This window comes from Thermomicrobiales bacterium (genome assembly GCA_041390825.1).
GTDB lineage: Bacteria > Chloroflexota > Chloroflexia > Thermomicrobiales > UBA6265 > JAMLHN01.
In genome coordinates this window covers 1-6,682 of sequence record JAWKPF010000065.1, presented here as the reverse complement: position 1 = coordinate 6,682, position 6,682 = coordinate 1, and the positions used below count along the sequence as shown (strand labels likewise).

Below are 6,682 nucleotides of genomic sequence, written 5' to 3'. Positions count from 1 at the left end.
ACCCTGCTGGTCCTGCTCGCCGGTCTCCGTCTGCTCACCCTCAGCCGCCGCATGCCGCGTCACCACACCGTCAGCGAACCCATCGCCGATGCCGACACCCCCTCGCACACCACCCCCCTCCCCAAACCGCGCTACGTCATCGACGACGACGACGACGACGACGACGACGACCTGTAGGGCGAGTCATCCGGGGTTCGTCCCGAAGCGAGCTCGGATACTACGGAGTCCGGGCAATTGCAGAGGGGTAGAGCCCAGCCTTTCAACGGTGGGACCTCGCTCCGGAGCCGCAGCCCACCGTGGCTGCCGAAATCGGCACACATCGGACGGGCAAATGTTCTCGGACCAGCCCTAGACGGTGTCCCCCTCGGAACTCGGTTCAGCAGTGCGAAAAACAGCGTCGATCGAAGGACCGGCAAGTTCGGGCGCATCCTGATAGAGGTAGCACGCGGTGGCGCGGTCCACTCCCGTCTGAAAAAGGGGAGGGTGTCGCTCCAGGCAAACGTTCATCGCCATCGGGCAACGTGGCGCGAACTTGCAGCCAGCGGTAGTCGAAGCGCGCTGGCCAATCTCCGAAGCTTCCTGTGCTCGGGGCCATGACCGGTCGGGATCTGGCAACGGAATCGACTGCATGAGCAATTGCGTATAGGGATGCTGCGGCTGCTGCACCACGGGCGGCGCATGTCCCGCTTCGACAATCGATCCCCGGTAGAGCACCAGGATGTTGTCGCTGATCTGATAGGCCGTCACCAGATCGTGCGTGATGTACAGGATGCTGACGCCATACGCCCGGGCCAGCGACTTCAGGTTGTCCAGGATCGTGGCCCGCAGCGACGCATCCACCATCGAAACCGGTTCGTCCGCAATGATGATGCGCGGGCGGATCATCAGCGCCCGCGCCACCATCAGCCGTTGCCGTTGCCCGCCGCTGAGTTGATGCGGATAGCGGCCGAGCGTCTCGTCGGGACGTAGCCCGACCGCTTGCAGCGCCTGGTGGATGGCCTCATCCGTTTCGGCCTTTGTTTGGGCAAGATGGAACTTCCGTGCCGGCATGGTCAGCACATGATCGACGGGATAGAACGGGTTGTAGACCTCGTACGGGTCCTGAAAGATGACCTGCACATCTCGGCGAAACGCGTTTCGCTCCGCACGAGAGAGCTTGGTCAGGTCTTTGCCGAGGTAGGAAACCGTTCCCGACGTTGGCGCAGTCTCGCCCAACAGCAGGCGGGCCAGCGTGGTCTTCCCGCTTCCGCTTTCCCCTACCACTGCGGTAATGGCCGGCGGATCGGTCTCGATCTTGAGCGACAGGTTGTCCACCGCCACCGTGGCGGCCGGTTGAAAGACCCCGCCACCGAAGGCTTTGGTGACTCCGACTGCTTCCAGTAAGGCGCTCATAGCTGCGCATCGACATGATGACACGCGACCAAACGGTTCGGCCGCTTGGGGAGCAGCCTGGGTGCTTCGGAAGTGCAGATTGCCGTGGCCATCGGGCAGCGCGGCTGGAAAGGGCACCCCGGAGGGCGCTTCAGCAACGATGGCGGCATGCCCGGAATTCCTCGCTGCCCGCCTCGTTGATCGAGCGACGGCAAGCTGGCAATCAGCAGTCGGCTGTATGGGTGCAGTGGATCCTTGAACACATCACGCACAGGAGAAAGCTCGACGATCTCGCCGGCGTACATCACCCCCAGACGGTCGACCGACTGCGCCATCAAGCCCATGTCATGCCCGATCAGGATGACGGACGCATCGATTTCATCCTGCACCTGCTCCAGCGTGTCGAAAATCTGGCGCTGCACCACCACATCGAGCGCGCTGGTCGGCTCGTCGGCAATGATCACGCTCGGGCGCAGGCTGATGGCAATGGCAATGACCGCCCGCTGTTTCATCCCGCCACTGAGCTCATGCGGATATCGGCGCGCGTCTTCGGGGCGAAGCCCTACCCGCACCATCAAGTCCGTGATGCGCTCGTCAGTAGCGCCTTTGCGCAGATCGACATCGTGATCTCTCCACGCGTCGACGATCTGCTCACGCACACGCATGACCGGATTGAGCGAGTTCATCGCTCCCTGGGCCACCATCGACAGTTCGGCCAGTCGCACCAGCCGCATCTCTTCTTCCGGCAGGGTCAGAAGGTTCCGGCCATTCAGCACCACGGTTCCCTGCTCGATCGTTCCGGGCGGCTTGATGAGCCGCAGGAGCGACAGCGCGATCGTGGACTTGCCCGAACCCGACTCGCCCACCAGCCCCAGCACTTCCTTGCGCCCAAGCGAGAACGAGACACCGTTGACCGCGGAAACCTTGCCCTCACGAATGCGATACGAGACGCGCAGGTCGCGCACATCCAGCACTGCGTCGGAAACGCCGTTCATAGCCTGATCGGCGGTCGAGGGGGTGACGGAGGTCATGCCTTGGTTCTCAAACGTGGGTTGGATACCTGGTCGAGACCGGCCGCGGTCAGAAAAAGCCCGGAAAAGATGACGACGATGACGATGATCGGCGGCAACCACCACCACCACAGATTCCGCAGGATGGCCGTGTAGTACTGGCTCCAATAGATGGTCATGCCCAGGGTCGGCGAGTTTTGTGGACCCAACCCAAGTGCCTCCAGACCGATCGACGCCAGAATGGCGGTCGACACCGCACCCACAAAGCTGGCCGCCAGATATGGCAGCAGATTCGGAATCAGCTCCCGCACAATGATTTCGAACCCATTCATTCCCGAGTAACGCGCGATGCGCACATATCCCCGCTCACGCATGCTCAGCACTTGCGATCGGATCGTGCGCGTGGGGTACATCCACGCGAGCGCCGAAACCACCAGCGCTTGTGTCGTTACTGTGATCCCGCCGCGGAACGTTGTGGCAATCACCACCAGAATGAGCAGGCCCGGCACGGTCAGGAACGCGTCGGCGGCGCCGCGCAGCACACTGTCGCTCACCCCACCGTAATACCCGGAAATCAACCCGAAGATCGTTCCTAACGTGAGCCCGATGAGCCCGGCAATGATCCCAACCCGCAGCGTCAGCGGCGTCCCGTAGACGATGATGGCAAAGATCTGCCGCCCCACCGTGTCCGTGCCGAGCAGATACTGCCGCGATGGCCGCTGATCGGGCAGCGCGTAGCCAACGTTGACGGCATCGCGCTCGACAAAGAACGGGCCGATCAGCCCCAGCAGCACAACCGCCAGCAACAGGCCAAGCCCGGCGAACAGCATCGGATAGATGCGAATCCACCGCGGAATGCTGCGAATCCAGCGCCCTACTCGCCGGGTAGTGTTGGTTGCCTCGTTCGCCAAACCGCACTCCTGCCGGCGTGGAGTCCAGAGTCCACGGTCCAGTGCTCGGCTCTCATAGCCGCTCTGGACTCCGAACGCTGGACCCTGGACCCGAAAAAACCATGTGCAATCACGCTAGTAGGTAATGCGAGGATCGAGTTTCGGCAAGAGCAGGTCGAGAAGGAGTGTCGCGATGCCAATCGTCACGATTACCAGGAAAGTCAGTCCATAGATGACGGTGTAGTCGAAGGTTCGGATCGATTGAAACAGGAGTCCGCCAACTCCTGGATAGCCGAAGACGACTTCCACGAGCACCACGCCGGAAACGACCTGACCCAGCGCCAGTGCCAGCGCTGTGACCTGCGGCAACAGCGCGTTGCGGAATGCATAGTGGTAGAAAATGCTCCGCGGCTTCATCCCCTTTGCCTCGGCCAGCGTGACGTAATCCTCACCCTGCACGGTGACCATCATGGCGCGCATACCGAGCGCCCAGAATCCCATGCTGGCGAAAATGATCGCAAGGGCAGGCAGGATAGAGTGCCGCACCGCCTGTTGGAAGAAGTCGAAATTCCAACCCGGCGTGGTGCCAATGTCGTACCCGCCACCCAGCGGAAAGATGCGCCATCGGAACGCGAACAGGTAGATGAGCGCCAGCGCGAGCAGGTAGAAGGGAACCGCTGAAAGCGTCAGCAAGAACGGCGCCAGCACGTGAATCCATTTCGGCGATCGAGGCCAGGCCAGCAGCGCGCCGAACAGGTTCCCCAGCGTAAACGCGATCAGTGTCGATACCGTGACGAGCACGATCGTCCATGGGAGCGCGTTCCAGATCATGCTGTTGACGCTGGCCGGAAAGCGCGCAATCGACGGCCCAAAGTCGAACGTCGCCATATCTCCGAGATAGCGCAGATATTGTTTCCAGAGCGGCTGATCAAGCCCGAAACGCTTGTCGTAGGAGGCGATGACGTCCTCCATAGACTGCGCGCTCGACCCTCCGGCAGCAACCGCTTGCATCATCTGTTCGCGCACAGGATCGACCGACGAGAGCCGCGGCACGATGAAGTTGATCGTTGCCGCGGTCCAGATGATGAGCAGAAAGGTGCCAAACCGGCCAATCACATACCTGAGTGGCATGATGTCCCTGCTGTCACGTGTCGAACGTCCCCGCTCAGGTTTCCGGCTGCTCCGCTAAGCACCGGTTCCATTGATGTGTCAAACGCACGGGACGACGCCCGCCCGCTCGGTTGGCGCGTGACCCAGGGTGTCTCCCTGGGTCACGCTGCCGAACAATGTCGTGTGTGGCTCGTGGTCCAACCTACGAGGTGGGCTCGAGCCGCAGAATGGTCTTGAGGAACTCCTGCTGCCACGAATGCGGGAATCCGTAAGGATCTGCCTCGGTTGGCCAGCCAGTCCAGTAGTGATTGCTCATCGGGTAGCGAATGATGAGCTGGGCCACATAGACATCCGGCAGCTCGCGCACCCAGATCTCCATTGCCTGCTTGAAGAGTTCCATAGTTTCCGGCGCGTCGGCGTCCAGCGTGTTCATCTGGCGCACAACCGCATCGTACTCCTCGTTTTGCCAGCGCGAGGTCGCCCACCAGATCGGGGCGGGTTCGCCGGTCGGGCGGAAGTACTCGGACATATAGATCGAAAGCATGAAGTAGGGGTCCATGCCCTTCACACCGGCTGGTCCCTTGCAGCCGAACGACAGCAACTGCTCGCCCGTTTGCGTGGGGGTATTGAGCCCTGGCGAGGTGTCGAACGATGCATCGAACCCGGCGTCGCGCAGTTGCTGGGTGAGCGGCGGACCGTAGGCCCGCAGCCAGTCTGGCACGTAGATCGCCATTTCCAGCGTTTGGCCATCGAGCTCCCACATACCGTCGCCGTTCTTGGTATAGCCAAGCCCGGTCATGAGCTCTTCGACCTTCTCCGGATGTGGCGCGGTGTCCAGACCGTACTGCGCGAAGATCGGCTGCAGCGTCTCCTCGAACGGTGTGAACCATTCATATGGGGTGAACTGATGCAACGCCACCACACCGGCTCCGCCTTCGGCCAGCGCCACCAGCGCGGTGCGGTCGAGGGCATTGCTAATGGCCCAGCGAAGTTGCGCGTTGTCCCACGGTGCTGCCGAGCAGTTGAAATTCAGGTCGATCGGGCACCAGTCGAGATAACCATACGGTGGATTGGTCTCGCTGAAGGTAATCACTTCAGGGTTCTGGGCAATCACGGTCTGCAGGGTCGGAACCGACAGGATCTTGCCCATGTCGACTTCGTTCGTGATGAGCTGCTGCGCCGAAAGCGTGTCGTCACTGGCGGGGAGATAGATCACACGCTCCACTTTGGGAAGCGCCTTCCAACCGGTCTTGGCGCCCCACCAATCCTGACGAAGATCGAAGATCTTCTGCTGGGAACTCGTCGAAACGAGCGTGTACGGTCCGGTTCCGACCGGCCACCCCTTCTCCGGATCGTAGTTCGTGAACGTCAGCAGATCCTGACCCTCCCAGATATGCTTCGGCAGCATCTGCTCGACCACGCCGTGATTGCTTGTCAGCGTGGTTGCCCACCAGCGCGGATTCGCTTCGGTGAGCACGAACCGGACCGTACGCGGATCGTCCGCTACGGCCTCTTTGAGGAACACGATCTCGGCGGCATTCGTCGCCTCCGACTGCTTGTCTCGCACCGAATTGAAGGTGAAGACCACGTCATCCGCAGTGAATGGGGTGCCGTCGCTCCATTCGATTCCCTCGCGGAGGGTCATGGTGATCTCGGTGAAATCGTCGTTGTAGGACCAATCCTCGGCCAGCCAGTTCTCATACTCGCCAGTGAGCACGTTGAACATGATCAGCGGCTCGTTCATCGTCTGCAGCGGCCCCGAATGCCAGCCCCATTGCGAAGCAGTCACCCAGAGATTGAAGTTGTCGAAGTTCGGATTCTGGCCGTCGCCACCGCCGCCCTGCACCACGATCAGCGTGCGCTCACGCGGGACATCAGTTTGCAGCGCGGGGGTGATATTTGCGGTAGCCACCACCTCATCGGCGAGTGTGGCTGCGAGCGAGGCGCCAATGCCAGCGGCTGCGGCGCCTTTCAACAGGTCTCGACGGGACACTCTCCCGGCGAGCGCATCGAAGAGAACACGGTCCTCAGTCTCGGTGTTCTGGGCCGACATGTCGTTCCTCCTCATCGAGAAAATGGCGGATGCGGCGATTCAACTGTGACCTTGGTTCATTCCATCCTACTCCTCTGCTATGCGACGTGCAAGGGCAAACAAGTGACATAAGCGACCGCGCATTGCTACGTCGTCGTCTCGACCGACCCGGTCTGATAGAATCGTAACTAGAACGAAAGTTCGTATTCCGAGGAATTCACTCAGATTTACCATCCCCGCTCGCCAGGAGCGCCCACCGCGTGACCACC

The 6,682-nt window shown here is 61.4% G+C and carries 5 protein-coding genes; all 5 read right to left on the bottom strand.

All coding sequences use genetic code 11. The annotated features are described in order from the left end of the window. Positions 1–348: 348 nt before the first annotated feature. The 5 genes from R2855_19625 to R2855_19605 all read right to left on the bottom strand — a co-directional run bounded on the left by R2855_19625 (position 349) and on the right by R2855_19605 (position 6,434). Complete coding sequence (locus tag R2855_19625) at positions 349–1,392, bottom strand: ABC transporter ATP-binding protein (protein ID MEZ4533214.1); 1,044 nt, start codon at positions 1,390–1,392, stop codon at positions 349–351. Then, positions 1,389–2,402, bottom strand: a complete 1,014-nt coding sequence (locus tag R2855_19620) for an ABC transporter ATP-binding protein (protein ID MEZ4533213.1) — start codon at positions 2,400–2,402, stop codon at positions 1,389–1,391. Before R2855_19620 ends, R2855_19625 begins: the two co-directional genes overlap by 4 nt. Further along, the gene (locus tag R2855_19615) at positions 2,399–3,292 is read right to left on the bottom strand and encodes an ABC transporter permease (protein ID MEZ4533212.1); all 894 of its coding nucleotides are present in this window, start codon (positions 3,290–3,292) and stop codon (positions 2,399–2,401) included. The genes R2855_19620 and R2855_19615 overlap by 4 nt, the downstream gene beginning before the upstream one ends. 114 nt (positions 3,293–3,406) lie before the next feature. Next, entirely contained in the window at positions 3,407–4,402 is a 996-nt protein-coding gene (locus R2855_19610; GenBank protein MEZ4533211.1) for an ABC transporter permease, read from the bottom strand. 181 nt (positions 4,403–4,583) lie between these two features. After that, positions 4,584–6,434 (bottom strand): ABC transporter substrate-binding protein, encoded by a 1,851-nt coding sequence (locus R2855_19605; GenBank protein ID MEZ4533210.1) that lies wholly within the window; start codon positions 6,432–6,434, stop codon positions 4,584–4,586. Between the last annotated feature and the right edge of the window lie 248 nt (positions 6,435–6,682).

Coding starts and splice junctions, on each gene's coding strand:
- R2855_19625 (MEZ4533214.1), bottom strand. CDS start 1,392: ATGAGCGCCTTACTGGAAGCAGTCGGAGTCACCAAAGCCTTCGGTGGC.
- R2855_19620 (MEZ4533213.1), bottom strand. CDS start 2,402: ATGACCTCCGTCACCCCCTCGACCGCCGATCAGGCTATGAACGGCGTT.
- R2855_19610 (MEZ4533211.1), bottom strand. CDS start 4,402: ATGCCACTCAGGTATGTGATTGGCCGGTTTGGCACCTTTCTGCTCATC.
- R2855_19605 (MEZ4533210.1), bottom strand. CDS start 6,434: ATGTCGGCCCAGAACACCGAGACTGAGGACCGTGTTCTCTTCGATGCG.